Here is a 24,886-nt window from a genome sequence, read left to right on the forward strand (position 1 = left end):
CGATGGGCCTTACCGAGCTCGACCTCGAAGAGCTGCTGGCCAGCGCCGAGCACCTGGACCGGCTGGCCCTGCCCGGCCAGGTCGCCGAGGCGGTCACCCGGCGCCCGGTGCACACCTGCTACGTGCCCGCCGACCGGTTCGGCGCCACGACGGTGCGCGACTGGGGCGCCGCCGCACTTGCCACGCTGGACGAGCACGGCCTGCCGGACTTCGATGAGTCCACAGTGGACATGGTACGGGCGAAGCTCGCCGGCGAGCCGGTCGAGGACCTGCGCGTCGACTTCGAGGACGGGTACGGCCAGCGCCCCGACGACGTCGAGGACGGGCACGCCCTGGCCGCCGGCGCCGCCCTGCGCACCTGCCCGGCCCCCTTCAGCGGGCTGCGGATCAAGGGCCTCGAACCGGCCACGGTGCTGCGCGCCGCCCGCACCCTCGACCTGGTCCTGACCGCCCTGGGCCCGCCGCCGCCCGGGTTCGTCGTCACCGTGCCCAAACCCACGTCGGTCGCGCACGTCGACACCGCCGTGCTGCTGTGCCGGCAGCTGGAGCACGCGCACGGCCTCGCCGAGGGCACGCTGCGCTTCGAGCTGCAGGTCGAGACCCCGCAGGCGGTCCTCGGCGCCGACGGCCGCTCACCGCTGCCGCAGATGATCGTGGCCGCCCAGGGCCGGCTCAGCGGCCTGCACTACGGCACGTACGACTACAGCACCGCACTCGGCGTCGCCCCCGCCCACCAGGCCCTCGACCACCCGGTCGCCGACCACGCCAAGTCCGTCATGCAGGTGGCGGTCGCCGGCACCGGCGTGCACGTCGCCGACGGGTCCAGCAACGTGCTGCCCGTCGGTGACACCGCCGCCGTGCACGCCGCCTGGCGGCTGCACGCCCGTCTCGTGCGCCGCAGCCTGGAACGCGGCATCCACCAGGGCTGGGATCTGCATCCCGGGCAGCTGCCGACCCGGTACGCGGCCACCTTCACCTTCTACCGCGACGGGCTGCCCGAGGCCCGCCGCCGCCTCGACGCCTACCTGTCCCGCCGCGACAGCGGCATCCTCGACGAGCCCGCCACCGCCCGCGCCATCGCCCGTTTCCTGCTCCGTGGTGTCCACTGCGGCGCGCTGCCGGTGCCGTCCGTGGGGCGGCCTCTCGAGGAACTGGAGACGCTGTGACGTTCACGCTGCGCTCGCGGCAGGCGTACCTCCCCGGTGGCCCGCGCCCGGCGACCGTCACCGTCCACGACGGCCGCATCGCCGCCGTCGGCGACTTCGACGCCCCGTTCGATCGTGACCTCGGCGACCTTGTGCTGCTGCCCGGGCTCGTCGACACCCACGTCCACGTCAACGAGCCCGGCCGCACCGAGTGGGAGGGGTTCGCGACCGCCACCCGGGCCGCGGCCGCCGGCGGCATCACCACCATCGTCGACATGCCGCTCAACTCCCTGCCACCGACGACGACCGTCGCCGCGCTGCGGGAGAAGCAGGCCGCCGCCACCGGCCAGTGCTACGTCGACGTCGGCTTCTGGGGCGGCGCCGTGCCCGGCAACGCCGGCGACCTGCCCGCCCTGCACGACGCCGGGGTCTTCGGCTTCAAGAGCTTCCTCGTCGACTCCGGCGTCCCGGAGTTCCCGCCGCTGGACCGCGACGGGCTCACCGCGGCGTTCGCCGCCGTCGACGCGCTGTTCGTCGTGCACGCCGAGGACCCCGCGCAGCTGCGCGACGCCGCGTCGTCGCGCGCCTACGCCGACTTCCTCGCCTCCCGCCCGCCGGTGGCCGAGGTCAGCGCGGTCGGCACCGCCCTGGCTGTCGCCGCGGCGGCGGGCGGCCGCGTCCACGTGCTGCACCTGTCCGCCGCCGACGCGCTGCCGCTGCTGCGCCGCGCCGCCGCCGGCGGCGTGCGGGTCACCGCCGAGACCTGCCCGCACTACCTCACCCTCGACGGGCTCGCCGTGCCCGACGGCGCCACCGAGTTCAAGTGCTGCCCGCCGATCCGCGACGCGGCCAACCAGGACGGCCTGTGGGCCGGCCTCGCCGACGGCACGATCTCGATCGTCGTGTCCGACCACTCACCCAGTACCCCCCAACTGAAACGGCGCGACACGGGGGACTTCGCCGCCGCGTGGGGCGGGATCGCCTCCCTGCAGCTCGGGCTCAGCGCCGTGTGGAGCGCCGCCCAGGACCGCGGCTTCACCCTCGCCGACGTGGTGCGGTGGATGGCGCAGGGCCCCGCCGACCTCGTCGGCCTGCGCCGCAAGGGCCGCATCGCGCCGGGCGCCGACGCCGACCTCGTCGCGTTCGCCCCGGACGAGTCCTTCGTCGTCGACGCGACCGCGCTGCACCACCGGCACCCCGTGACCCCCTACGCCGGCACCGAGCTGCGCGGGGTGGTGCACACCACCTGGCTGCGCGGGGTGCCGGTCGGGGAGACTCCACAGGGGACGTTCCTGCGGCGGGAGGACGATCGATGAGCTTCACGGAACTGCCGGACCTGGCGTCAAGGGTCCTCGGCGGCGGCGTCGTCGACGCCAACGACGAGTTCTTCGCCGCCCGCGACAACCTCGTCAACCCGGAGCCCTCCACGTTCGAGACGTGGACGTTCGGCCCCAAAGGCAAGGTGTACGACGGCTGGGAGACCCGCCGCCGGCGCACCCCCGGCCACGACTGGGCCGTCGTGCGGCTCGGCGCCCCTGGCGCCGTTCACGGCGTCGTGGTCGACACCGCCCACTTCACCGGCAACTACCCGCCGTACGTCTCCGTCGAGGGCTGCGAGGTGCCCGGCCACCCCGCCCCCTCCGCGCTGACCGGCTGGTTCCCCCTGGTGGACAGGTCCGCGGTGAAGGGCGACACCCGCAACCTCTTCGAGGTCACCGACCGCCGCCGGGTCACCCACGTGCGGCTCAACATCTTCCCCGACGGCGGCGTCGCCCGCCTGCGCGTGCACGGCGTCGTCGAGCCGGACCCGGCGCTGCTGCACGGCATGACCGTGGACCTGGCCGCCCTGGAGCTCGGCGGGCTCGTCGTGGACTGCAGCAACCGCTTCTACGGCTCCGCCAACAACCTCATCCTGCCCGGCCAGGCCCGCGTCATGGGCGAGGGCTGGGAGACCGCCCGCCGCCGCGACGACGGCAACGACTGGGTCCTGGTCCGCCTCGCCGCGACCGGCACGATCCGCCTCGCCGAGCTCGACACCACCCACTTCAAGGGCAACGCCCCCGGCGCGGCCCGCCTGCGCGGCACCCTCGACCCCACCTCGGAGTCGGCCTGGTTCGATCTGCTGCCCCGGGTCGACCTGCAGCCCGACACCAGGCACCGCTTCCGCCTCGACAGCACCACCCCCGCCAGCCACGTCCGCCTGGACGTGTACCCCGACGGCGGCATGGCCCGCCTCCGCCTGTTCGGCGAGACCGTCTGACGCCGGTGGTTGCATCGTGTACCCGCGGGTAAGGTTCACCTGACCGAGCTGACCGAGCTGACCGGCCGCGGACAGGAGGACCGGGTGACAGCGACCGCGATCGACTCCGGGCTGTTCCGGCGTGTCCTGCGGCGGCACGCCGCCGCTGTGGTGGTCGTCACGGCACCGGGCGATCCGCCGACGGGCTTCACCGCCACCTCGTTCACCTCGGTCTCCCTGGACCCGCCGCTGGTCTCCTTCTGCGTGGCCAGCGCCGCCTCCGCCTGGCCGGCGATCCGCGGCGCGGGGCTGGTGGCCGTGCACGTCCTCACCGCGGGGCAGGAGCCGGTCGCGAGGACCTTCGCCGCCAGCGGCACCGACCGGTTCGCCGGCTTCGCCGCCGAGGGCGGCACCTGGACCCCCGGCCCGGTCGGCGTCCCCATCCTGGACGGCGTGCTGGCGGTGCTCATCTGCGAGGTCGTGAACCATGTGGCGGCGGGCGATCACGTGATCGTGGTTGCCTCACCGGTGCATGCCGCGCAGCACGCCGACAGCACAACGACGCCGCTGGTCTACCACGACGGGACGTACACAGCCCTGGGCCGCTGACGCTGCTTCCGGGCCGCCTGTTCTCGTCACCTGCCGGGGCGGCCGCCCCCGTCGAGGTTCGCCGCGCCGGGCATGCCGGCGGCGGGCACCTCATGGGCCTGTCGAGCCTCGCCGACGCCCTCATCTGCGCCGAAGCACCCGGGTACGCCGCCGCGAAGGCCAGCTGACCTCGGGCCTGTTCGGGCTGTCCGCCGCGCTGCGGCCGCGGGGGTGTCACGGTCACCGCGGCCCGGTTCCGGTTCGTCGGCGCGAAGATCGCCAAGGGCGCTGCGCGCGGCAGCCTCCGCGCGTGCGCGCGGTGCCCGGCGGTCGCCGTCCCGCCGGCCGGACCACCGTGAGGCCGCCGTCCCGCCGGCCGGACCACCGTGATGATCCAAGTCGCGCCCCGGCCGTCTGGGCGGCCACGACGCGACTTCGATCAACTGGGCTGGATCGCTGGCCGGACCATCGGCCGGGCCGCCGTGGTGATCGAAGTCGCGTGCTGGTCGTCTGGATGGCCACGGCGCGACTTCGATCAACTGGGCAAGATCGCAAGTGAGCCGGTCGTGACCGGCACGGGATCGGACACTTGCCGCGACCGCCGGGCGGCGAGGCCGGGCAACCGCCTCGGCGTGGGGAGTGGCTCCATCAGCGGCCGGGCTGATCGAGTCGCCGGGCCGGCAGTGGACCGGGCCCGCGGGGCGGGCCCGGTCCAGTATCCATGACGTCAGCTGGCGTCGCTGAGGGTCTCGACAAGCTCCTTGCAGAACGCCGGGAGGTCGTCGGGCTTGCGGCTGCTGATCAGCGGGCCGTCCACGACCAGTTGCTCGTCGATCCAGGTGGCGCCGGCGTTGCGGAAGTCGGTCTGCATCGACGGCCAGGACGTGATGCGGCGGCCGCTGACGCCGCCGGCCTCGATCAGTACCCAGCCACCGTGGCAGATGACCGCGATCGGCTTGCCGGACTCGACGAACGACCGGACCAGGTCGACGGCCGGGCGCTGCCACCGCAACAGGTCACCGTTGCCGACGCCGCCGGGTAGGACGAGCGCGGCGTAGTCCTCGGCGCGGGCCTCGGACGCGGTCACGTCGACGTCGAACGCGTCGGCCTTGTCCAGGTGGTTGTACGCCTGGACCCGGCCCGGCTCGGGGGAGATCAGCTTCGGCGTGTGACCGGCGTGTTCGACGGCCTTCCACGGCTCGGTGAGCTCGACCTGCTCGATGCCTTCCTTGGCAACCAGAAATGCGACATTCATCGCTGAAGTCCTCCTTCTGTGTCGCTTTCCCAGGTCCAGTACCCGGTTGCGGGCCGCCCAAGCGTGTGACGCCGCACCGGCGCCGCCGCGGCGCCGCTATCCTCGGATCCACGACTTCGAGGAGGGTCGATGGCGAAGGCGACCGTCGCCGCGCTGCCGGAGCTCACAGCGTCGTGGTGGGAGTCGCACAGCGTGGCGCTGGCAAGCGTGCGGTTCGGCGCGATGGCGAAGCGGCTGCCGGTCGTCCTGCGCCAGGCGATCGCGATCGCGTGGCGGGCCAGCCCTCGCGACACGCTCGCCGCGCTGCTGTTCAACCTGCTCGCCGGGGTCGCGACGGCGTTCGGGCTGCTCGCCACGCGCGGGGTGCTGCACGCGCTGTTCGCCTCCGGGGCGACCCTGGACCGGGTCCGGGCGGCGGTGCCGTCGCTGATCGTCGTCGCCGTCGCCACCGCCGTGCGCAGCGGACTGTCGATCGTCGCCGGATGGGCGCAGGCCCGCCTCGAGCCGCAGGTGATCACGACCGCGGAGCGGCGGCTGTTCGAGCTGACGACGCAGGTCAAGCTGGCCGCGTTCGACGACGCCGGGTTCTCCGACGAGATGGAGCGGGCCCGCAACCGCGGTTCACTGGCGGTGCAGTTCCTGACGAGGGGCGCGATCGACCTCACCGCCGGGCTCGCCGGCCTGGCCGCGACCGCGGTCACCCTGGCCCTGCTGCATCCGGTGCTGCTCGGTGCGTTGCTGCTGGCCAGTGTCCCGGCGGCGTGGGCGGCGGTGCGGGCGGCGCGCCTGGCGTACCTCAGCAACCACGCCCGCACCAGCCGGCGCCGGCGGCTGTGGATGCTCGCCGACCTGATGGCGAACCGTGCCACCGCGGCGGAGCTGCGGGCGTTCACGATGCGACCGTTCCTGCTGCGCGAGTACGACATCATGGCCGGCGCCGAGACGGCCACCGAGCTGGAGGTCGTACGGCGCCAAACGCTGACCCGCCTCGTCGGCGGCGTGTTCTCCGGCCTGGCGACGTTCGGCGTGTACGTCGCGCTCGGGGTCCTGCTCGTCGACCAGCGGCTGCCCCTGGCCGCGGCCGGCACCGCGGTGCTCGCGCTGCAGGCGGCCAGGACCGCGCTCGCCCTCGCCGTCACCAACGTCAACCGGGTCTACGAGGAAGGGCTCTACTTCAACGACTACACCGACTTCCTGGCCCGCGCGGGCGAACGCATGCCGCCCGTGACGAAGGAGGCGACGGTACGCCCACCGGCGACCATCACCGTGCGCGACGCCACCCTGCACTACGCCGAGACCGACGCGCCGGCCGTCCTCGGTGCGAGCCTGACCGTCCACCGTGGAGAGACGATCGCCCTCGTCGGGGAGAACGGGTCGGGCAAGACCAGCCTCGCCCGGCTCATCGCGGGCCTGTACCACCCGGACAGCGGCACCGTCTCGTGGGACGACACGTCACTGTCCACCGTGGACCCGCAGGACGTGTGGCAGCACGTGGCGATGGTCAGCCAGGAGTACTGGCACTGGCCGTTCACCGCGGAACGCAACATCCTGCTCGGCACGCACGACGAGCCCCGCGACGGGCGCATCGAGGCCGCCGCGCGCAAGGCGGGTGCCCACGACATGATCACCGGGCTGCCCGCCGGCTACGGCACGCTGCTGTCGCGCAACTTCACCGGTGGCCAGGACCTCTCCGGCGGCCAGTGGCAGCGCCTCGCGGCGGCGAGGGCGTTCTACCGCGATGCCCCGGTGCTCATCTGCGACGAGCCGTCCGCCGCCCTGGACGCGCGGGCCGAGCACGCGCTGTTCGCGGCGCTGCGGGCGGGCGCGCCCGAGCGGATCACGGTGCTCATCACGCACCGCCTCGCCAACGTCCGCCACGCCGACCACATCTACGTCCTGCACGGGGGCCGCATCGTCGAGCACGGCGGCCACCTGGAGCTGCTCGCCGCCGGCGGCATGTACGCCGAGCTGTTCCAATTGCAGGCGGCGGGGTACACGGCCGCTTGATACCTTCGCTTCGTGATCGAGGTGCAGGCCCGCAGAGCCACCGCGGACGACGCCGCCGAGCTGGTCCGGCTGCGGATGGTGATGTTCGAGTCGATCGACGGGATGCCACTGGAGCCCGGGGAGTGGACAGAGATTGCGGTACGCGCGCTGCGGCAGCGCCTGCCCGGGCCGCACGCGCGCACGGCGGCGTTCGTGGTGGACCGGCCCGGCGAGCCGGGGGCCCTCGCCGCGTGCGCCGTGGGCGCCATCGACGAGCGGCTCGGCTCGCCGGCGAACCCGGCCGGGTTGAGCGGTTATGTGTACAACGTGACCACCGACCACGGGTACCGGCGCCGCGGCTACTCGCAGGCGTGCATGACGGCGCTGCTCGGCTGGTTCCGCGACCACGGGGTCCTGCGGGTCCAGCTGCACGCGTCGGAGGACGGCTACGAGCTGTACCGCCGGCTCGGGTTCACGGAGGCGGACAGCCCGTCGATGCGCATCGCCCTCTGAGGCGACGAGGCTGCTCGTCGGCATCGCCGCCGCCGCGGTGACGCGCGTCGACGGCGGCCGCCTCACGCGGCGGGCCGGCCGGTGCGGGCCGCGTCCAGGGCCGACTGCAGCGACCGCCGGTAACCGTCGCTGGTGTACGTGGCACCCGACACCGTGTCCAGGTCGGCGCTCTGGCGCTGCAGGGCCTGCTCCCGCAGTACCGGCGCGGCCCGCATGCCGATCTCGATGCCCCGCGCCGCGGCCGTCGGCAACCGCACCGGGACCACGTCGACGAGCCGGCCGCCGCGCACCTCGATGCGCACCTGGACGGGCCCGAACGGGTTGGTGACCACCGCGCCCAGGTGCGCGCCGTCCATCATCCGGTGCAGGTCGACGATGCCCACGCCGGGTGTCCCCGGCGTTCCCGGCTTCCCCGGCGGCCTCGTGGCATCCGGCGACGGCCCGCCCGGCGCGGCCGCACCTCCGGGCTGCAACGGCAGCTGCGACTTCAGCGCCACCAGCACCGCGGTCAGCACCCCCGCACCCAGCACGGCGAGCCCGACGCGCCGCATCAGAACTCGAACGGGTCGAGGTGGATCTGCCGCGGCGGCACGCCGGCCCGCCGCAACGCCACCACGGCCGCGTCGACGAGCCCCGCGGAGCCGCACAGGTACACGTCCCGGCGGGTCAGGTCCGGCACCAGCTCCATGAGCCTCCGCCGGCTGAACGCGCGCCGCGGGCCGGGGTCGTCGCGGCCGCCGGTGACGTACCAGACCTGCGCGTCGCGGGCCTCGGCGAGCAGCTCCAGCTCCGAGCGGAACACCAGCTCGTCGGCGGTGCGGGCGCGGTACAGCACGACGGTGCGCGGCGGCAGCTCCTCCAGCAGCGCCCGGATCGGGCCGATCCCGCTGCCGCCCGCGATCAGCAGAGCCCAGGCCGCTCGGCGATCCCGGCCTCCTTGGCGAGGACCGCGTCGTTGGCGCCGGGATGCTCGTGCAGCACCCGGTACAACCCCAGCTGGATGCCCAGGTGCACGCCGAACAGCTCGGCGCCGGCCAGCAGCTGACCCAGCAGGCGTTCGGTCAGGTTCTCGGTGTCGGTCATGCCTTCAAGGTTGACCCCACCCGCTGCCGAATCGGGTGCCACCGGGGGCTCGCCCCCCGTGGAGGTCACCCCCGGCGGCCGCCGCGGAACCCCGCGGCGGCCGTCACGGAAGCGGTGCGTCAGCTCTTCTTGACGCCCTTGCCGCTGCGGAACAGCTTCACCATGCCGGCGAAGAACCGCTCCATCTCCGAGCCGAACGGGTTGTCGCTCACCACATAGGTCCAGGTGGCGCTCGGGCGGACCAGGCCGGCGTCGGCCGGCTGCCAGTCGGGGCCGTCGATCTCGAGCTCCTCGAACTCCTTGACCGTGCGGTTGTCGATCTCGGCGAGCAGGCCGCGGAAGGCCGGGATCGCCTCGCGGTGGAACTCGTCGAGCGGGTCCTGGGCGCCGAGGACCCGCAGGTGGATGCCCTCGCGCAGCTCGCTCATGTCGGCGAGGTGCTCCGACCACGCGGCGTCGGCGTGGAACAGCGCGATCGTGCGGGCGATGCGCAGCACCGCCTCCTCGCCGAGCTCCTCCGCCAGTTCGTTGTACCGGTCGGGGGCCCGCTCGGCGAGCAGCTCACCGGCGGCGTCGGTGGTGAGCAGCTCCTCGCGGCGCTTGGCGTGCAGCTGGCGGTGCTGGTCGAGCAGGTAGTTGTAGCGCCACGTGTTGCGGTGGATCTCCAGGTTGACGGTCTCCGCGACGCGCTGCGCCGAGCCGATCGCCCAGCGGACGTCCTCGTCGTCGATGGCGCCGTCGGCGTCGGCCCTGCCCATCGGCATGGGCTCGGGGCCGTAGCGCTGGATGAGCTCGTCCTCGAGGCTGACGAAGAACATCGACTCGCCAGGGTCGCCCTGCCGGCCGGCGCGGCCGCGGAGCTGGTCGTCGATGCGGCGGCTGTCGTTGCGGGCGGTGCCGATGACGAACAGGCCGCCGAGGCCCTCGACCCGCTCGCGGTCCTTCTCGTCGCTGCCGCCGAGGCGGATGTCGACGCCGCGGCCGGTCATCTGGGTGGAGACGGTCACCGCGTTGAACGAGCCGGCCTCCGCGACGATCGCGGCCTCCTTCTCGTCGTTCTTGGCGTTGAGCACGACGCACTCGACGCCTTCCTCGGCGAGGGTGGCGGCGAGCTGCTCGGACTCCGCGACGCTGAGCGTGCCGACGAGGACGGGGCGGCCGGTGGCGTGCATCGCGACGATCTCGTTGACCACGGCGATGTCGCGCTCCTCGGCGGAGGCGTAGACGCGGTCGGGCCAGTCCTTGCGGATGTTGGGCAGGTGCGGCGGGATGACCGCGACCTCCAGCTTGTAGAACTCGCGGAGCTGGTCGCCGACCGGCAGGGCGGTGCCGGTCATGCCGCAGATCTTCTTGTACTGCGTGAGGAACGCCTGGACCGTGATCGTCTGCAGGACGGTGCCGCCGCCGCTGCTGCGGATCTTCTCCTTGGCCTCCACCGCGGCCTGCAGCCCGTCGGGCCAGCGGCGGCGCTGGGCGACCCGGCCGCGGAACTCGTCGATGAGCTCGACCTTCTCGTCGCGCACGATGTAGTCGACGTCGCGGACCAGCAGCGCCTCGGCGTGCAGCGCCAGGTTGACGGCGGTGAGCGAGTCCATGTGCTCGGCCGCGTACAGGTCGAGCTCCAGCAGCTTCTCGACCTTGGCCAGGCCCTCCGACGTGAGATGCACGGTGCGGCCCTCGTCGACGACCTCGTAGTCGTGGTCGCGCCGCAGCCCGCTGACGATCTCGGCGATCGCGACCGGCGAGTCCTTCTCGTCGATGGTCGAACCGGCCAGGACCAGCGGTACCTTGGCCTCGTCGATGAGGATCGAGTCGGCCTCGTCGATGATGACGGTGCCGAACTCGCGGTGCACGCGGTCGGCGGTGTCGGTCACGATGCTGTCGCGGAGCAGGTCGAAGCCGGCCTCGCTGACCGAGACGTACGTGATGTCGCACGCATACGCCGCGCGGCGCTCCTCGGGGGTCGAGGACTCGTTGACCCAGCCGACGGTGAGGTCGAGCAGCTCGTAGACCGGGCGCATCCACTCGGCGTCACGGCGGGCGAGGTAGTCGTTGACCGTGATGACGTGGACGGGGCCCATCGCGGCGTATCCGGCGGCGGCGATCGCGGCGGTCAGGGTCTTGCCCTCACCGGTGGCCATCTCCACGACGTGACCGGCGAGGAGCACCTGGGCGCCGAGCAGCTGCACGTCATAGGGGCGCTCGTCGAGGGCCCGCTTGGCGGCCTCCCGGCCGAGGGCGCACGCCTCGACGAAGTCCTGCGGGTCCTCCCGCTGGTGCAGCGCGGTCGCGGCGGCCCGCAGCTCGTCGTCGGTGAGCTCGGACAGCTCGGCCTCGCGCTCCTCGATCAGTGGCAGGAGCGCCTGCATCGGCTCGAGGTCGATCGTGGTGCCGGGCTGCTCCTGCAGCTTGCGACGCCACGCGTTGAATTTGCTCACCAAACCCATGGCCCCCACGATACGTCCCCGCCCGGCGGGCGTGTGCGCCCCATCACGTCCGGCCGGCAGGCTGGCGGCCGGGCGCTGCCGGTACCCCGAGCGACAATGGTCCGGTGGAGCGGTTGAGCGGGCTCGTCCGGCAGGGCGGGGTGGTGGTCCTCAGCGGTGCCGGGCTGTCCACAGAGTCGGGCATTCCGGACTATCGCGGCCCGAGCGGACTGCGGCGCAGCGGGACGCCGATGACCTACCAGACGTTCACCGGCGACCCGGTCGCCCGCCGGCGTTACTGGGCGCGCAGCTACCTGGGCTGGCGCACGATCGCGGCGGCGGCTCCCAACGACGGCCACCGCGCGGTCGCCCGGCTGCAGCGCTGCGGCCTGGTCATGGGTGTGATCACGCAGAACGTCGACGGCCTGCACCAGGCCGGCGGCGCCGACCCGGTCATCGAGCTGCACGGCGGCCTGGACCGGGTGGTCTGCCTGGCCTGCGGCGATCTGACCGCCCGGGCGGACCTGGACGGGTGGCTGCGGGCGGCCAACCCGGACTTCGCCGAGCTGGCCGGCCGGATCAACCCCGACGGCGACGTCGACCTGACCGACGAGCAGGCCGCCGGGTTCGTCACCGTCGACTGCGCGGCGTGCGGCGGGATGCTCAAGCCCGACGTGGTGTTCTTCGGCGAGCAGGTGCCGGTGGGGCGCGTGCGGGCGAGCTTCGACCTGGTCGAGCGGGCCGCGGCGCTGCTGGTGCTGGGCTCCTCGCTCACGGTCCTGTCGGGGCGGCGGTTCGTCATCCGGGCCGCGAAGCTGGGCGTGCCGATCGCCATCGTCAACCAGGGCCCCACGAAGAGCGACGAGCTGGCCGGTGTCCTGGTGGACGCGCCGCTCGGCGCGACACTCACGCGGCTGGCCGAGTCGGTCGCCTGAGGCTGTGCCCGCCGCCGGGCAGCGGCCTCGGTGCCCCCGGCGCAGCGGCCTTCGGACCCCCGCCGCCGCGAAACTTACCTCAGCCGGCCGCCTGAGGTCGTCCGCCCGCCGCGGCACGTTCTCAGTCGGGCCGTCTTGACACGTTCTCAGTGGGGCCGCCGTGACACGTTCTCAGCCGGCCGCCGCGACACGTTCTCAGCCGGCCGCCGCCCACACCGACAGGGCGTGGCGCACGAGCTCCGCGTTGCCGGTCACGGGGGAGCCGTCTGGGGCGGTCAGCGTGTCCTCCAGGCCGATGCGGGTCGGCAGGCCGAGCCGGCCGGCCAGCGCGACCATCGGCCAGCACAGCTCGCCCTCGCCGTGCAGGAGCCGCTCGCCGGGCACGCCGAGCTCGTCCAGGCGGGCCAGGACCGCCACGGGATCGGTCCGCGGCGACATGACCTCGATCAGGACGCGGGGCAGGTCGTCCACGATGGACAGCGCCGAGGCGTCCTGGAGCGACCAGACGCCGGCCTCGACCGCGACGCCGAGCTCGCGCAGGCTCGTGACCAGGTCGGTGAGGCCGGGCTCGGCGACGTTGGCGGAGGCGAAGTCCGGCCGCCGCGCCGGGGGCAGCTGGGCCCAGCCGGCTACCGCGCGCTGCCGGGCCGCGGCGTCGCCGTCGGTGATCCACAGCCCGGTGGTGACCCCGACCGGCGTGGCCGGGCAGGCCTCGCGCACCGCGGCCACCGCGGCGCCCACGTCGGCCGCGTGGAGCGACTCGCGGCCGCCCGTGTCGCGCGGGTGCAGGTGGACGGCCTCGGCGCCGGCGGCGACGGCCTCGCGGGCGGCGCCGGCCAGTTCGGCCGGGGTGCAGGGCAGCGCCGGGTGCGCGCCGGGGTGGCGACCGCCGTTCAGCGCGACCTTGATCCGGGCGATGGGGGACAACACGGGGCAAATCCTACGTCGCCCGGCGGCAGGGCGCAGTGCACGAACCCCCGACGGCCGGCGGGGCCTTCGGGGGTTGGGCGTGCGCAGACCTTATGGGGTGATGGGGGGCTCCGGCTGGCGCGGCGGTCGCCAGGTCCACACGCCCCCGGCGACGCCGACGGCGCAGATGGCCAGGACCGTGCCCGCGACGCTGCCGGCGGCCAGGCCGACGACGACGCCGAGGACGCCGGCGATGGCGATGGCGACCGCGGTGATGCGACGGGGTGTGACTCGGCGGGTCATCGCCCGGTTGAACCCGTTGACGAACCGCGTGTCATTACGCAGTGCGGCTTCGATGTCCGCGAGCCGCTGCTGCTCGCTCTCGCTGAGCATGATGCTCAACCTCCTCCGACGGGCCTGCCCGGTGCGCGACGTGTACCCGCTCCGCTCGATGGTCACACACTTCGGCGGGTTTGGGGTCGGTCGATCGGCGCCACTGGCAAACTCCCAGCCTGCCAGGTTGTGAACTGACCAGGTAAATGCACCATATGTCGCTTCTCGCATTCTGCGAGCCAGGGTCCCGTGTGCCATCCTCTACGGCGGAACAGGTATGGCATCGGGGAGGAACATCGTGGATCCGTCGCAGCAGTGGCCGCACCCGCAACAAGCGCAGCCGGGTCCGCAGTATCCGCAGCAGGGCCAGCCGGCGCCGCAGTACCCGCAGTACCCGGTCCAGGGGCAGCCGCCCCAGCAGTACCCGGTGCCGGGCCCGCCGCCGCAGCAGTACCCGGCGCAGTACCAGCAGCCGCAGCAGCCGTCGTACCCGAACCAGCCCTACTCGGCCCAGCCGTACGCCATCGCGCCCAACTCGTCGGTGCCCTACAGCGGACCGCCGGCCACCCCCTACGCGATGCCGACGTCCGGCGGGGCCCCAGTGTCCCGGTCGCGCGGCAGCCGGCTGCTGCCGATGCTCGTCACCGCCGCCGTGCTGCTCACCGTGATGGCCGTCGCCGTCGTGGTCGTCGCGCTGAACAAGAGCAAGAAGGAGCCGGCGGCCGGCCCGGGCACGGCGCCGACGTCCTACGCCGGACCGGTCGACCCCTGCCTCATCGGCACATGGAACCAGACCAGCTACCAGAAGCTCGTCGATCTGACCGGCACCGACGTCGACAAGCGCGAGGGCATCGGCAAGGTCAAGATGACCGGTGGCGGTAAGCGCTGGACGATCAACGCCGACGGCACCGCCGTCGAGGACGACACCAAGACCGTCTACGCCGGCAAGGACGACAAGGGCCGCAGCATCAACGCCACGTTCTCCGGCACGACCGACTGGGCGATCAAGACCACCGGGCGGACGATCGAGTATGCCGGCAAGGAGAGCAACGCCTCCGTGGTGATCTCCGTCGACGGGCGCAAGGCCGGCACGATCAACCTCGAGCCCAACCTCGACCCGAACAACTACACGTGCGTCGGCGACGTGTGGCGCACCTCCAACACCGACGACCCCGACGCGTTCAGCCGCTTCGACCGGGTCAAGTAGCCGCCCCGCGAAACCCCTCGATTGGCATCGTCCGTCGGGGGGTACAGGCCGGGAATGGCCGGGCCGCAGCGGAGCGGAGGACCGGTCATCGAGGGCGCAGTGCTTGTCAGGCCGGCGCCGGAGCGAAGCGGAGGCGTCGGCATGACCTGGATCGCGCAAGTGTCCGACCGGGCGAAGGCCCGGCTGACCACGGCCCGCAGGACCGGCGTCGTGCCCGAGTTCCGCCGGGAGGTGCCCGACCGGGACGTCCTGGTGGTGGACCAGCGCTCCACAGTGGACGACGGCATCCCGCGCGGTGTGCGGGTGGCCGGGGCGTGGGCGTGGCGGATCGTGCTGTTCATCCTCGCCGGGTACCTGTTGCTGCGTCTCATCGGCGCGCTGCGCCTGATGGTGATCCCGGTCGTCGTCGCGCTGCTGCTCGCGGCGCTGCTCGAACCGGCCGCCGCGGGCCTGCGCCGGCGCGGCGTGCAGCGCTCCCTCGCCGCCGGGATCGTCCTCGTCGGCGGGCTCGTCGTCGTCTTCGGCGGCCTCGGCATCATCGTGCAGACGTTCATCGCCCAGTTCGACAGCCTCTCCGAACAGGTCGCCGGCGGCGTCAACGAGATCCGCGACTGGCTGTCCCGCGGCCCGCTGCACGTGTCGAAGGAGCAGGTCGACGCCGCCATCAACGGCATCGGCGCCCAGGTGACGGCGAACCGCGGCGCGCTCACCTCCGGCGCCCTGACCACTGCCACCACCCTCGGCGAGGTCCTCACCGGCTTCTTCGTGGTGCTGTTCACGCTGTTCTTCTTCCTGCGCGACGGCGGGCAGATCTGGGAGTTCCTCTGCCGCCTGCTGCCCCGCCCTGCCCGGCTGCCCGCTGCCCGCGCCGGGCACTACTCGTGGTTCACGCTGGTGTCGTACGTGCGGGCCACCGTCCTCGTCGCGTTCGTCGACGCCGTCGGCATCGGCATCGGCCTGGCCATCCTGCGCATCCCGCTGGCGCTGCCGCTCGCCGCGCTGGTCTTCCTCGGCGCGTTTATCCCGGTCGTCGGCGCCACCCTGTCCGGCGCCGTCGCCGTGCTCGTCGCGCTCGTCACCAAGGATCCGCTGCACGCGCTGCTGGTCCTCGCCATCGTCATCGCCGTGCAGCAACTGGAGGGCCACGTCCTGCAGCCGCTCATCATGGGCCGCGCCGTGTCGCTGCACCCCCTGGCGGTCATCCTCGCGATCACCACGGGCGTGGTCGCCGCCGGCATCGTCGGCGGCCTCGTCGCCGTGCCGCTGCTGGCCGTCGGCAACACCGCGGTCCGGTACCTCGCCGCCCACCCCGACGGCGAGCCGACATCGGACAAGGAGCCACCAGGCACCCAACCCGCCGACGAGTCCGACGGCGGCCCCATCGCGTCCGAACCCGCCTCCGAACCGGCCGCGGCCACCCCGCCCGGCGAGGACCTACCGGATCCCGAGACGTCCGGCAGCACCAGCGCGCACGGGTAGAGTTGATCACGCGTACCGTCTCACGTGAGGAGCTGTCATGCCGCTGACCGGACAGTACGAACCAGGCGCCGCCGACTGGGCCAACGACCAGGCCGCGCTGTTCGAGCGGACGAACGGCGCCGAGGGCAACACCCTGCGTGGCCGTCCGATCATCCTGCTCACCACCCTCGGCGCGAAGACCGGCAAGCTGCGCAAGAATCCGCTGATGCGCGTCGAGCACGACGGTGAGTACGCGGTCGTCGCCTCCAACGGCGGCGCCTCGAAGCACCCCGTCTGGTACCACAACCTCATCGCCCACCCGCACGTCGAGCTGCAGGACGGCCCGGTCCGCAAGGACTACACCGCCCACCTCGCCACCGGCGAGGAGCGCGCCGCCTGGTGGAAGCGCGCCAACGAGACCTGGCCCGACTACGAGGGCTACCAGACCAAGACCGACCGGGAGATCCCCGTCTTCGTGCTCACGCCGATGAGCTGACGGGGTGCTCGACCCGGTCCTGCTCGCGCTGCTCGCCATGCAGCGCCACTCGTGGGAGCAGGGCGTCGCCTCGCACGCCCTGCTTGACCTCGGCCACACCGATCTCGCCCGGCTGCTCGCCCTGGACGCCGCCGTGCACCAGAGCGCCGACGGCCGGCTCGGCACGGTGGGGGAGGAGTCCGGTTCGGTCAACGGCGCCGCCTGCGGCGAGGCCCTGATCGGCCACCCGGCGCTCGGCGCCCAGCTCGACTGGCTGCTGACCCGCGCGCCTCGCGCCGCCGACGGCACGCTCTTCCACGTCGTCGGCGGTCGCGAGGTGTGGGCCGACACCGTGTACATGGTGGTGCCGCTGCTCGCCGCGACCGGCCACCCGCGCGAGGCCGTCCGGCAGGTCAGCGGGCACCGCGAGCGGCTGTGCACCGGCGGTCTCTACGCGGCCCGCTGGGACGAGGACACCGCCGCCCTCACCGCGCCCGAGCGCTGGGGCACCGGCAGCGGCTGGGTTGCCGCCGGCATCGCCCGCGCGCTGCGCCACGACCCGTCGCTGCGGCCCGACCTCGCCGCCCACGCGCGGGAGATCGTCGACGCGTGCCTGGCGCTGCGCCGCCCCGACGGCCTGTTCGGCAACGTCCTGGACGACCCGGCGTCCTTCCCCGAGGCGAACGTCGCGCAGATGCTCGCGTACACCACCTGCACCGGCGTCGCCGACGGCTGGCTCCCGCCGTCCTACGCCGAGGTGGGCCGCTCTCTGCTCGCCGCAGTCGCGCCGCTGGTCACCGCCGACGGCCTGGTCACCCAGGTGTGCGGCGCCCCGACGTTCGACCGGCCCGGCACCTCCGCCGAGGCCCAGGCCTTCCACCTCCTCGCCACGGCCGCGGCCGCCCGCCTCGAGGCCTGAGCGGGGCCACGCGGGCGGGGCCCGCTCTGCGCGCGGCGGCCTCACACGCGCGGCGGCCTCACGCGCGCGGCGGCCGGCACCGCGGTGATCGAAGTCGCGTCCCGGCCGTCGGGACGACCATGGCGCGACTTCGATCAAGCAGCAAGATCAGCAGTGAGTCGCCCGCGACCCGCGACGGCATCGGCCACCGCCCGCGGCCTGGCAGCGCATCAGTGGCGGCGCTGGCGCCAGGTGGCGAGCGTCGCCTCAAGGCGACGCCGGTGGTCCCGTCCTGCCGGCCGGACCACCGCGTGGCCGCCGTCGCGCCGGCCGGGCCACCGCGGGTGATCCAAGTCGCGTGCCGGTCGTCTGGATGACCACGGCGCGACTTCGATCAACCGGGCGGGATCATAGTGGGCGGTCGCTGCGTGACCGGCCACCGCCTGGCAGCGCGTAGTCAGTGGCGGCGCTGGCGCCAGGTGGCGAGCGTCGCCTCGAGGCGGCGCTGGTTGCGGCTGCCGCTCGACAGGCTCCGGCGGGTCCGGCCGTAGAGCCAGACGGCCCCACCCACCACGACCGCGCCGACGATGAGGTAGAAGGCGGCACCCAGGAGTGCCTTGAACAGCCAGACGGCGATCGCGCCGGCGACGAACAGCCCGACGACGACGGCCACGGTCCCTGCGAGGAGTCGGCCCATGCGTCCAGCATGCGCCCGCCGCGACGGCCGGCGCATCGGGGAAGTCACTGAGTCAGGCCGCCAGGGCCGCGTACTGGCCGTCGGCCGCCAGCAGCGCGGCGTGCGTGCCCCGCTCCACGACCCGGCCGTGGTCGATGACCAGGATCTGGTCGGCGTCGCGGACGGTGGAGAGGCGGTGCGCGATGGTGATCGTGGTCCGGCCCTCGGCCAGGGCGTCGAAGGCCCGCTGGACGGCCCGCTCGGTCTCGGTGTCCAGCGCGCTGGTCGCCTCGTCGAGCACGAGGATGCGGGGGTCGCGCAGCAGCGTCCGGGCGATGGCGATGCGCTGCTGCTCGCCGCCGGAGAAGCGGTAGCCACGGGAGCCGACCATCGTGTCGTAGCCGTCGGGCAGGCGGGAGATCAAGTCGTGGATCCGCGCCGCCTTCGCGGCCTCGACGAGCTCCTCGTCGGTAGCCTCGGGCTTCGCGTAGCGCAGGTTCTCCCGGATGGTGGTGTGCAGCAGGTACGTCTCCTGGCTGACCACTCCGACCACCCCGGCGAGGTCGGTGAGGCGTACGTCGCGCAGGTCGACGCCGTCGATGGTGATCCGGCCGCCGGTGGGGTCGTGCAGGCGGGCGACGAGCGAGGCGATGGTGCTCTTGCCGGAGCCGGTCTCACCCACGAGGGCGAGGGAGGTGCCGGCTGGCACGTCCAGGCTGACGCCCGCGACCGCGGCGGCGTCGCTGCCCGGGTAGCTGAAGGTGACGTCCTCGAAGCGCAGGTGGCCGCGGGTCGTGGCGCGCGGCAGCGGCACGGGGTCGGTCGGGTCGTCGACCTCGACGGGTAGGTCCAGGTATTCGAAGATGCGCGCGAAGAGGGCGAGCGAGCTGGTGAGCGAGACCCCGACGCCGAGCAGGCCCATGAGCGGCCGGAACAGCGCGGACTGCAGTGCGGTGAACGCGACCAGCGTGCCGATGCTCAGCGAGCCGGCGGTCGGCGGCAGGCCGGCGCTGAGGTAGATGACGGCCGGGATCGCGGCGAAGATGATGTTCATCGACGCCATCCGCCAGCGCCCGGCGAGCTCGGAGCGCAGCTCCAGGTCGATCAGGCGGTTGGAGGAGGCGGTGAACCGGTCGACGAGGGCGGCGCCGGCGCCCATGGTCTTGCTCAGGCGCACGCCGCTGACCGAGAGGCCCTCCTCGATCGTGACGTTGAGGTCGGCCAACTCGCGCTGGCGCTGCGCGGTGATCTCGCGGCGCATCCCGGCGACCTTGCGGGTCACGTAGATCGCGGGCGGCAGCACGACGAGGGAGACCAGCGACAGCCGCCAGGACAGCGCGGCCATGGCGACCGCGGTGGCGACCGTGGTGGTGAGGTTGGCGGCGATCGAGGTGGCGGTCGAGGTGACGACGCTCTGCATGCCGCCGATGTCGTTGGTGATGCGGGACTGCACCTCGCCGGTGCGGGTCCGGGTGAAGAAGCCGACGGACTGCCGCTGCAGGTGGCTGAAGACGTCGGTGCGCAGGCGGTGCATGACCTGCTGGCCGACCTTGGTGGAGATCCAGGTCTGCACGACGCCGAGCGCCGAGGTGACCGCGGCGACCGTGACCATGCCGGCGACCAGCCAGATCAGCAGCGTGGTGTCGCGCTCGGGCAGCGCGACGTCGATGACCTCTCGCAGCAGGAACGGCGACGCCCCGCCGAGCGCGGAGGACACGACGATGATGGCGACGACCGTGGCCAGGGGGCCGCGGTGCGGGGTGAAGAGGCGGCCGATGCGGGCCAGGGAGACGGTCTTGGCGCGGGACTTGTCCGCGGCGCTGAGCTCGCGTGGGGGTCGGGTCCGGTACTGGGGTTCCAAGAGAACTCGCCTTCTGTCGGGTGACGTTATGGTGAGGTTACCTCACTATGAGGCTCCAACACCAACCCCTGCTACCGTATTCCCGTGAAGGATGCCGACCGATCCGGCGACGAGAGTCTCGCCGAGGTGTTCTGGAGCGTCGCGCGCCGGCTGCGGCACCTGACGCACGAGACCCTGGAGCCGATCGGGATCACGCCCGGGCAGTCGCGCGCCGTGGCGGTGCTCATGCGGCACGGGGTCATGCGCCTCAGCGAGCTGTCCGAGCACCTGCGCATCGCGCCGCGCTCGACCACCGAGGTCGTCGACGGGCTGCAGGAGCGCGGCCTGGTGGAGCGCCGGCCGGACCCGGCGGACCGGCGGGCCACGCTCGTCGCGCTCACCGACGCCGGGCAGGCCACCGCGGGGGCGATCCGCGCCGCCCGGCACGCCGAGGCCGAGCGGTTCTTCGCCGGCCTCGACGCCGACGACCGCGAGACCCTGGCCAGAATCCTGAGAGTGCTGAAAGGCTGACGCCGGCGACCCCACGACAAAGGCGCCGCCACGACAAAGGCGCCGCCAGCGACTCCACGCGACAAAGGGGCCGCTGGCGACCCCATGACAAAGGCGCCGTTGGCGACCCCATGACAAAGGCGCCGCCGGCGACCCCACGACGAAGGGGCCGCCGGCGGAGAAAGAACCGAAAGGGTCAGCTCGTCGCGGCGGTGATGGTGGCGATCTCCGCCGGGGTCAGGGCGACCGACGCGGCGGCCACGTTGGACTCCAGGTGCGACACCGAGCCCGTGCCGGGAATCGGCAGGATCGCCGGGGAGCGGCCGATCAGCCAGGCGAGGACCAGCTGGCGGGTGGTGATGTCGTAGCGCCGGGCGATCTCCTCCACGGCGCTCACCCCGTCGAGGTTCTGGATCGGCGCCCACGGCAGGAACACGATCTGCTCCTGCTCGCACAGGTCGACCAGGGACTCCGAGCCGCGGTCGTCGACGTTGTACCGGTTCTGCAGCGACACGATCGGGGTGAGCCGCTGTGCCACCCGTAGCTGCTCCTCGGTGAAGTTCGAGACGCCGATGTGGCGGATCTTGCCCGCGTCCTTGGCCTCGACGAGCGCGCCGATCGAGTCCTCCAGCGGCACCGCCGGGTCCGGGCGGTGGAACTGGTACAGCGGGATCTGCTCCAGCCGCAGCTTGCGCAGGCTGCCGTCGAGGGCCTTGCGCAGGTGGGCCGGGTCGCCGTTCGCGGTCCACTGGTTGGGGCCGGGCCGCTCCAGGCCGCCCTTCGTGGCGATGACCAGGTCCTCGGGGTACGGGTACAGGGCCTCCGCGATCAGCTCCTCGCTGACGTCGGGACCGTAGGAGTCGGCGGTGTCGATGAAGTTCACGCCGAGCTCCACGGCCCGGCGCAGCACCGCCACGGCGTCGGACCGGCTCGGCGGTCCGCCCCAGATGCCGTCGCCGGTGATGCGCATGGCGCCGAAGCCGAGCCGGTTGACGGTCAGGTCACCGCCGAGGTCGATGGTGCCGGCCGCCCCGGCGGTGCTGGTCTGCTCTGACATGCGGCGGGTTCTCCTAAGGAAGATAGAAAGGCAGGCAACCAGCCAAACCTATCCACGGGGCAGGAGTATTCCGCGCCCGGCAGGTGGGATCAGTGGTGAATTGCTTATGGATTCGGCAAGAGCGGAGTGGGTATCGTGACCCCCTCACGCGAACCGTTGGGAGTGATCCGATGAATGCAGAGGACCCGACCGGGGTGGACCCCGCCAGCCCGGAAGGCCAGGCCAGGGCGGCCGCGCGGCGCGAGTACGAGCAGGCGCAGAGCCGTGCCGTGCACGAGGCGCGCGGCGGGCGCATCGACGACGGTGCCGTCGACTCGACCGGCGCGCTGGTGCGCGACCCGCGCCGCGCGACTCAGCTCGACGAGGACATCTGAGTTTCGCGTTTCACCGCGTACATGCGGGCGTCGGCGCGCTGCAGCAGCGCCTCGGCGTCCAGCCAGCGCCAGGAGCCGTCGGCGTGGGCGTAGCGCAGCTGGTAGCTCACCGACGCGTTCGGGGTGGCCCGCAGCGTGCCCATCGCCGCGGCGAACGCCGGCAGGTCGTCCGGGTGGATGTGGGACACGACGGCCGTGCCGAGCACCGCGGCCGGTGACTTGCCCAGCAGCCGCTCCGTCGCCGGGCTCACGTAGGTCAGCGCGCCGGTCACGTCGACGATCGAGGTGATGTCGGTGGAGTGGGCGAGCAGCGACCGGAAGTGTTCCCGCTGGGCGCCGAGCTCCGCCAGCAGCGCCGTGTTCTCCCGGAATGCGAGCAGCTGGCGGGCGACGACGAGCGCGGTGGTCGCGGCGAGGCCGCCGAGCAGCACCCACACGTCGGGGCCCAGCCCGTCGCGCACCACGACCGGCACGGCCGCGAAGAGCCCGATGAGGGTCGTGTACGGCAGCAGGCTGTAGGGCCGCCGGGTGCGCTGCGCCGAGCGGCGCGGGTCGAGCCGCACCGAGTGCTCCTGCAGCCGCGGCCCGACCGCGATCAGCAGCGCCGGCAGCACCTGCGCGGCGAGCAGCAGGCGCAGGTGTCGGCCGTCGGAGGTGACGAGCGAGCCCACCACGCCCTGGATGGCGGCGGCCGCCACCATCGGCGCGGCGGCGAGCACGCTCAGCGGCGCGTCGCCGCTGAGCACCAGCTTCACCGCGGCGAACGCGGCGAACGCGGCGAACGCGGCGAACGCGGCGAACGCGGCGAACGCGGCGAACGCGGTGATCACCGCGCCGAGCAGCAGCGCGATCGGCGAGCCGCCGGCCTCGGGCCGCAGCAGCAGCCAGATCAGCACCCCGGCGCCGACCAGCACCGACCCCGCGTCCAGCCAGAACCGCACGGTCGCCAGCGGCGCCGGGTGGGTGAGCATGGCCCAGATCAGCCAGCACGCCCCGGCCAGGATCGCGCCGGCCTGGAACGGGTTCGGCACCGCCGCCGCCGACCCCGGGTGCAGCCACGCGACGGCGGTCTGGCTGAGGTCGCCGGCGACGAAGAACACGGCGGCGTGCGAGGCCTGCCGCCAGAACCGGCGGGCGGCGGCCGGCACCTCCGGCATGGCCGCGACCCGCCGCGCGAAGACCCAGGCGAGCAGGTCGGACGCCGGCAGCACGGACCAGAACAGCCGGACCCCGCCGGCGCCGGTGAGCAGGCACCCGACGACGAGCGCCGATCCGGCGACCAGGCCGATGAGCGCGGGGTCGCGCAGCAGCCGTCCCTTCACGCGGCCAGCGCCGGGTTGAGGCGCAGGAACGCGGCGTCGACCTCGGCGACCGGTCCGGGCCGCGCGAAGTGGTAACCCTGCGCCAGCCGGCAGCCGAGGTCATGCAGCAGCCGCGCCTGGTCCTGCGTCTCGATGCCCTCCGCGATCGCCGGCAGCTGCCGGCGTCGCGGGGCGCGGCCTTCGGCGTCAGGTGCACCAGCGCTATGCTGGCCGTCAGGTGTACGGTCCGCGCACCGGCCGCGAGCGGCGCCTTCAGCTCGGCCCGCAGGTGCTCGGCGAGATGCCCGGCCCGCAGCGGGTCGACGTCCTCGACGAACAGCGCGAACTCGTCGCCACCGAGCCGGGCCACGGTGTCGGTGGGCGCGGCGGCGGCCAGCAGCCGGGCCGTGACCGCGACCAGCACCTCGTCGCCGAAGGCGCGCCCGTACGCGTCGTTGACGTCGGTGAAGCGGTCCAGGTCCAGCAGGATCAGCGCGTGCCGGCGCTGGTCGTCGGCCCTGGTCAGGGCCCACTCCATGCGCTGGGTCAGCAGCGCCCGGTTGGCCAGGCCGGTCGTCGGGTCGTGCAGGGCGCCGTGCCGCAGCTGGTGCTCCAGGGACTCCCGCTCGACCAGGGCCTCGGCCAGCTCCTCGCCGCGGCGCCGCAGCTCGCCGGCGTGCCGGTCGAGCTCCGCCGAGCGGCGCTGCGCGACCCTGGCCAGGCCGCCGAGGCGCAGCACCAGCAGCAACGACAGCGCCGCCGACACGAGCGCCGGCACCAGCTGGTGGTCGGCGCCGGCCCTGCTGCCGGCCCAGCCGCCCGGGACGAGGAAGGCGAGCGGGCCGATCATCGCTGCCGCCCCGAAGGTCAGGATCCGGCCGCGCGACACCACGTGGCCGTCGCCGCGCCCGGCGGGCGCCGACCCGGGCGCGGTGCGCTGCAGCCCGGCCAGGCCGAGCGCCAGGTACGACAGCAGCCACAACGCGTTGTCGACGGTGTCGACGGTGCGGGTCGTGCCCGTCGCGGCGTGCGCGAAGAAGATGAAGTTGGCCGCCAGCAGCAGTCCCAGGCCGGCCAGCACGAACCGGTTCGCCGGGCGGCGCCACGCGTCGGTGAACAGCACCCGCACCGCCGTCGCGAACAGCACCAGGTCACAGACCGGGTACAGCAGCGCCAGCATCGTCGCGCCGGGGCCGCCCGGCTCGGCGTGGTGCAGGTACGGGTGGATCAGGAACACCCAGTCCACCAGCGCCAGCCCGGCCGCGATGACCGACGCGTCGAGCAGCGCCGTGCGGGCCCGCCCGCCGGTCGCGCGGACCAGGCCCGCCAGCAGCAGCCCGTAGGACAGCAGGTAGCCGAGGTCGTTCCAGGCCGGGAACGGCACCGCCCCGTCGTGCGGCAGGCCCTCCAGGGTCCAGACGGCGTCGGAGGCGGCCCGTGCCCCGAAGCCGAGCGCGATCAGCCGCCACGGCCCGGCGATCGCGGCGCGCTCCCGCCACGCCCGCACGAGCAGCGGCGCCGCGCACACGACCGCGGTCAGCAGCCACATGAGGTGCCCGGGCCGGCCGGTCGTCACCGACGACGCGATGATCCCGGCCACGGCGAAGGCCACCAGCACCCGTCTCGTTGTGTGCACCCGTGCCTCCCGTCAGTGACCTTTGTCGAGTGCACCTGGGAG

Annotated in this window: 25 protein-coding genes and 1 pseudogene; 13 read left to right on the forward strand and 13 right to left on the reverse strand. The window is 73.5% G+C overall.

The window, feature by feature from the left end; genetic code table 11:
* Positions 1 to 2: 2 nt before the first annotated feature.
* The 4 genes from AB0H83_RS17095 (at position 3) to AB0H83_RS17110 (ending at position 3,993) form a co-directional block, all read left to right on the forward strand.
* A complete protein-coding gene (locus AB0H83_RS17095) occupies positions 3 to 1,166 on the forward strand; it encodes a hypothetical protein (RefSeq protein WP_360093987.1) in 1,164 nt (387 codons plus the stop codon).
* Positions 1,163 to 2,461, forward strand: coding sequence for an allantoinase AllB (allB, locus tag AB0H83_RS17100; RefSeq protein WP_360093990.1), 1,299 nt, complete (start codon positions 1,163 to 1,165; stop codon positions 2,459 to 2,461). Before AB0H83_RS17095 ends, allB begins: the two co-directional genes overlap by 4 nt.
* The gene (gene alc, locus AB0H83_RS17105; RefSeq protein WP_360093993.1) at positions 2,458 to 3,405 is read left to right on the forward strand and encodes an allantoicase; all 948 of its coding nucleotides are present in this window, start codon (positions 2,458 to 2,460) and stop codon (positions 3,403 to 3,405) included. Before allB ends, alc begins: the two co-directional genes overlap by 4 nt.
* A gap of 84 nt (positions 3,406 to 3,489) precedes the next feature.
* A complete protein-coding gene (locus AB0H83_RS17110; RefSeq protein WP_360093996.1) occupies positions 3,490 to 3,993 on the forward strand; it encodes a flavin reductase family protein in 504 nt (167 codons plus the stop codon).
* 706 nt (positions 3,994 to 4,699) lie between these two features.
* On the opposite strand, the gene AB0H83_RS17115 is transcribed toward AB0H83_RS17110, so the two are convergent.
* Entirely contained in the window at positions 4,700 to 5,227 is a 528-nt protein-coding gene (locus AB0H83_RS17115) for a type 1 glutamine amidotransferase domain-containing protein (protein WP_360093999.1), read from the reverse strand.
* A 129-nt stretch (positions 5,228 to 5,356) separates the two neighbouring features.
* Between AB0H83_RS17115 and AB0H83_RS17120 the strand changes: the two genes are divergently transcribed.
* The gene (locus AB0H83_RS17120) at positions 5,357 to 7,234 is read left to right on the forward strand and encodes an ABC transporter ATP-binding protein (RefSeq protein WP_360094002.1); all 1,878 of its coding nucleotides are present in this window, start codon (positions 5,357 to 5,359) and stop codon (positions 7,232 to 7,234) included.
* 12 nt (positions 7,235 to 7,246) lie between these two features.
* Positions 7,247 to 7,726 (forward strand): GNAT family N-acetyltransferase, encoded by a 480-nt coding sequence (locus AB0H83_RS17125; protein WP_360094005.1) that lies wholly within the window; start codon positions 7,247 to 7,249, stop codon positions 7,724 to 7,726.
* A gap of 62 nt (positions 7,727 to 7,788) precedes the next feature.
* Here the strand turns inward: AB0H83_RS17125 and AB0H83_RS17130 are convergent, their stop codons facing one another.
* The 4 genes from AB0H83_RS17130 to secA2 all read right to left on the reverse strand — a co-directional run bounded on the left by AB0H83_RS17130 (position 7,789) and on the right by secA2 (position 11,256).
* On the reverse strand, positions 7,789 to 8,277 hold the full coding sequence (locus tag AB0H83_RS17130) for an FMN-binding protein (protein WP_360094008.1): 489 nt from the start codon (positions 8,275 to 8,277) through the stop codon (positions 7,789 to 7,791).
* Complete coding sequence (locus tag AB0H83_RS17135; RefSeq protein ID WP_360094305.1) at positions 8,277 to 8,633, reverse strand: hypothetical protein; 357 nt, start codon at positions 8,631 to 8,633, stop codon at positions 8,277 to 8,279. The genes AB0H83_RS17130 and AB0H83_RS17135 overlap by 1 nt, the downstream gene beginning before the upstream one ends.
* Positions 8,627 to 8,809, reverse strand: coding sequence for a hypothetical protein (locus AB0H83_RS17140; RefSeq protein WP_360094011.1), 183 nt, complete (start codon positions 8,807 to 8,809; stop codon positions 8,627 to 8,629). The genes AB0H83_RS17135 and AB0H83_RS17140 overlap by 7 nt, the downstream gene beginning before the upstream one ends.
* 119 nt (positions 8,810 to 8,928) lie before the next feature.
* Positions 8,929 to 11,256 (reverse strand): accessory Sec system translocase SecA2, encoded by a 2,328-nt coding sequence (gene secA2, locus AB0H83_RS17145; protein WP_360094014.1) that lies wholly within the window; start codon positions 11,254 to 11,256, stop codon positions 8,929 to 8,931.
* A gap of 104 nt (positions 11,257 to 11,360) precedes the next feature.
* Here secA2 and AB0H83_RS17150 point away from each other — a divergent pair, with 104 nt between their 5' ends.
* Positions 11,361 to 12,170 (forward strand): NAD-dependent protein deacetylase, encoded by an 810-nt coding sequence (locus AB0H83_RS17150; protein WP_360094017.1) that lies wholly within the window; start codon positions 11,361 to 11,363, stop codon positions 12,168 to 12,170.
* 195 nt (positions 12,171 to 12,365) lie between these two features.
* Here AB0H83_RS17150 and AB0H83_RS17155 read toward each other — a convergent pair whose 3' ends face one another.
* Entirely contained in the window at positions 12,366 to 13,100 is a 735-nt protein-coding gene (locus AB0H83_RS17155) for a 3-keto-5-aminohexanoate cleavage protein (protein WP_360094020.1), read from the reverse strand.
* 90 nt (positions 13,101 to 13,190) lie between these two features.
* On the reverse strand, positions 13,191 to 13,472 hold the full coding sequence (locus AB0H83_RS17160) for a DUF3040 domain-containing protein (RefSeq protein ID WP_360094023.1): 282 nt from the start codon (positions 13,470 to 13,472) through the stop codon (positions 13,191 to 13,193).
* 238 nt (positions 13,473 to 13,710) lie between these two features.
* Here AB0H83_RS17160 and AB0H83_RS17165 point away from each other — a divergent pair, with 238 nt between their 5' ends.
* From AB0H83_RS17165 to AB0H83_RS17180, 4 genes are all read left to right on the forward strand, one after another.
* Positions 13,711 to 14,619 (forward strand): lipocalin family protein, encoded by a 909-nt coding sequence (locus tag AB0H83_RS17165; RefSeq protein WP_360094026.1) that lies wholly within the window; start codon positions 13,711 to 13,713, stop codon positions 14,617 to 14,619.
* 141 nt (positions 14,620 to 14,760) lie between these two features.
* On the forward strand, positions 14,761 to 16,098 hold the full coding sequence (locus AB0H83_RS17170) for an AI-2E family transporter (RefSeq protein WP_360094029.1): 1,338 nt from the start codon (positions 14,761 to 14,763) through the stop codon (positions 16,096 to 16,098).
* A 37-nt stretch (positions 16,099 to 16,135) separates the two neighbouring features.
* Positions 16,136 to 16,573 (forward strand): nitroreductase family deazaflavin-dependent oxidoreductase, encoded by a 438-nt coding sequence (locus AB0H83_RS17175; protein WP_360094032.1) that lies wholly within the window; start codon positions 16,136 to 16,138, stop codon positions 16,571 to 16,573.
* Between the two features lie 4 nt (positions 16,574 to 16,577).
* Positions 16,578 to 17,471 (forward strand): glycoside hydrolase family 88 protein, encoded by an 894-nt coding sequence (locus tag AB0H83_RS17180; protein ID WP_360094034.1) that lies wholly within the window; start codon positions 16,578 to 16,580, stop codon positions 17,469 to 17,471.
* A gap of 436 nt (positions 17,472 to 17,907) precedes the next feature.
* On the opposite strand, the gene AB0H83_RS17185 is transcribed toward AB0H83_RS17180, so the two are convergent.
* Entirely contained in the window at positions 17,908 to 18,147 is a 240-nt protein-coding gene (locus AB0H83_RS17185) for a hypothetical protein (RefSeq protein WP_360094037.1), read from the reverse strand.
* 52 nt (positions 18,148 to 18,199) lie between these two features.
* A complete protein-coding gene (locus AB0H83_RS17190; protein WP_360094040.1) occupies positions 18,200 to 19,987 on the reverse strand; it encodes an ABC transporter ATP-binding protein in 1,788 nt (595 codons plus the stop codon).
* An 84-nt stretch (positions 19,988 to 20,071) separates the two neighbouring features.
* Between AB0H83_RS17190 and AB0H83_RS17195 the strand changes: the two genes are divergently transcribed.
* Positions 20,072 to 20,497 (forward strand): MarR family transcriptional regulator, encoded by a 426-nt coding sequence (locus tag AB0H83_RS17195; RefSeq protein ID WP_360094043.1) that lies wholly within the window; start codon positions 20,072 to 20,074, stop codon positions 20,495 to 20,497.
* Between the two features lie 175 nt (positions 20,498 to 20,672).
* Here the strand turns inward: AB0H83_RS17195 and AB0H83_RS17200 are convergent, their stop codons facing one another.
* Positions 20,673 to 21,533 carry an aldo/keto reductase gene (locus AB0H83_RS17200; protein WP_360094046.1) on the reverse strand — a complete coding sequence of 287 codons (861 nt, stop codon included), beginning with the start codon at positions 21,531 to 21,533 and terminating at the stop codon, positions 20,673 to 20,675.
* 170 nt (positions 21,534 to 21,703) lie between these two features.
* Here AB0H83_RS17200 and AB0H83_RS17205 point away from each other — a divergent pair, with 170 nt between their 5' ends.
* The gene (locus AB0H83_RS17205) at positions 21,704 to 21,907 is read left to right on the forward strand and encodes a hypothetical protein (protein ID WP_360094049.1); all 204 of its coding nucleotides are present in this window, start codon (positions 21,704 to 21,706) and stop codon (positions 21,905 to 21,907) included.
* Here AB0H83_RS17205 and AB0H83_RS17210 read toward each other — a convergent pair.
* The 3 genes and pseudogenes from AB0H83_RS17210 to AB0H83_RS17220 form a co-directional block, all read right to left on the reverse strand.
* Complete coding sequence (locus AB0H83_RS17210; RefSeq protein ID WP_360094052.1) at positions 21,886 to 23,229, reverse strand: PAS domain S-box protein; 1,344 nt, start codon at positions 23,227 to 23,229, stop codon at positions 21,886 to 21,888. The two genes, AB0H83_RS17205 and AB0H83_RS17210, sit on opposite strands and share 22 nt — an antisense overlap.
* On the reverse strand, positions 23,226 to 23,384 hold the full coding sequence (locus tag AB0H83_RS17215) for an EAL domain-containing protein (protein ID WP_360094308.1): 159 nt from the start codon (positions 23,382 to 23,384) through the stop codon (positions 23,226 to 23,228). The genes AB0H83_RS17210 and AB0H83_RS17215 overlap by 4 nt, the downstream gene beginning before the upstream one ends.
* Before the next feature lie 86 nt (positions 23,385 to 23,470).
* A pseudogene (locus AB0H83_RS17220) lies at positions 23,471 to 24,757 on the reverse strand (GGDEF domain-containing protein); the annotation flags it as partial.
* Positions 24,758 to 24,886 lie beyond the last annotated feature (129 nt).

The sequence above is a fragment of the Dactylosporangium sp. NPDC050688 genome (assembly GCF_040654515.1).
In the GTDB taxonomy this organism is placed as follows: domain Bacteria; phylum Actinomycetota; class Actinomycetes; order Mycobacteriales; family Micromonosporaceae; genus Dactylosporangium.